This window comes from Sinorhizobium sp. P24N7, assembly GCF_042436655.1.
Lineage (GTDB): Bacteria > Pseudomonadota > Alphaproteobacteria > Rhizobiales > Rhizobiaceae > Sinorhizobium > Sinorhizobium meliloti_A.
Genome location: NZ_JBHMIW010000051.1, coordinates 1 through 1,241 on the forward strand (window position 1 = coordinate 1; position 1,241 = coordinate 1,241).

The following is a 1,241-nucleotide window of genomic DNA, read 5'->3' on the forward strand; positions in this document are numbered from 1 at the left end:
TGAGCAGAAACTGCGACAGCGAAGAGACGTCAACAATTTGAGGGTTAAGTGTGATGAGAAGAGAGGTGGCGGCACAGACCGCGCCCAGCGTCAGTTACCCGAGCTGCGGCGGGCAGTCTATAACCACCAGGTGGTAGTCCTGTTCAACCTCCGCAATCGCCGCTCCCACCCGCTTAAAGAACACTTCTCCATTTCGTGAGCGCGCGTTCAACGCCCGTGGGGTATCATGCTCGTACTCCATGAGCTCAAGATTTCCGGGCACGAGGTCGAGACCGTCGAAATAGGTCTTTCTGATGATCTCCTTCAGCGGCCGCCGCTTCTCATCGTACCGAATCGCTCCATAAAGCGTCTCCCCGTCGTCGACATCAAACTCCGGCTGCACCCCAAGCATGGACGTCAATGAGGCTTGCGGATCGAGATCGACCGCAAGCACCCGATAACCGGCCAGGGCAAGATATTGAGCCAGGTATAACGTAGTCGTGGTCTTCGCAGATCCACCCTTGAAATTCGTAACCGCAATCGTCTGAAGCTTCTCGCCGGGCCGCCTTCGAGGGAGATAGGTGAGGGCGTCCTTCGGCTTTATCGATGCCATGTGGTGGCGCAGCTCGTTTATTTGAGCAAGGGTGTAGGACCGCCTGCCGTTTGACGAGACCTCCGGCGTCGGGCCCTTGCCATCGATCGAGAGTTGTCGGAGATACCCGTCGGAGACACCTACCATCTGGGCAGCTTCACCAGATGTGAACGTTCTGAGTGTCTTCTGCGATAGCGGCGGAAACAAGCGCTCACGCAGAAGCTTCAGCTGTCTGGAAAGCTGTTTCGCGTGCCGCTCAATGCGGACATCTGTCGTTGAGACGTTTTGAACATTCACGTGAGGTATTTCCTTCCGATGCGCTTTCTATGCGTCTTTCCCGTAAAAAGCGTATCGGAAGATGCCATGATTCGGATATCTCGGCAACGCGGCCGTTTACATACCCAGCAAACATAAAAGTTGGCCATGGCCAACTCCAATGGAATAGCAGTCTGGCTCGAAAATGGTTGCCGCCGTAGCGGCAACATTCACAGACACCTTCGATTCAAGCGCGAAACTAACCTAAGGTCCGGCCAATCACTGCGACGGCGCCATTTGCAGCCCGTGCAGATAGTCGGCTGCTGCCTGGGCCTTCGCGGCCGCGGTGATGATCGCCCGCTTGTCGTTCTTCAACACCTTGAGCCAGCTTTCCAGATAGGTGGCGGTATTGTCG

General features: G+C 55.9%; 1 protein-coding gene and 1 pseudogene. Both read right to left on the reverse strand.

Features of this window, described 5'->3' with window-relative positions; all coding sequences use genetic code 11:
* Positions 1 to 868 (reverse strand): annotated as a pseudogene (gene repA, locus ACFHWW_RS33795) (plasmid partitioning protein RepA); the annotation flags it as partial.
* Positions 869 to 1,105: 237 nt separating this feature from the next.
* The coding region (locus ACFHWW_RS33800; RefSeq protein WP_379943708.1) for a zincin-like metallopeptidase domain-containing protein at positions 1,106 to 1,241 on the reverse strand (136 nt) is incomplete at its 5' end.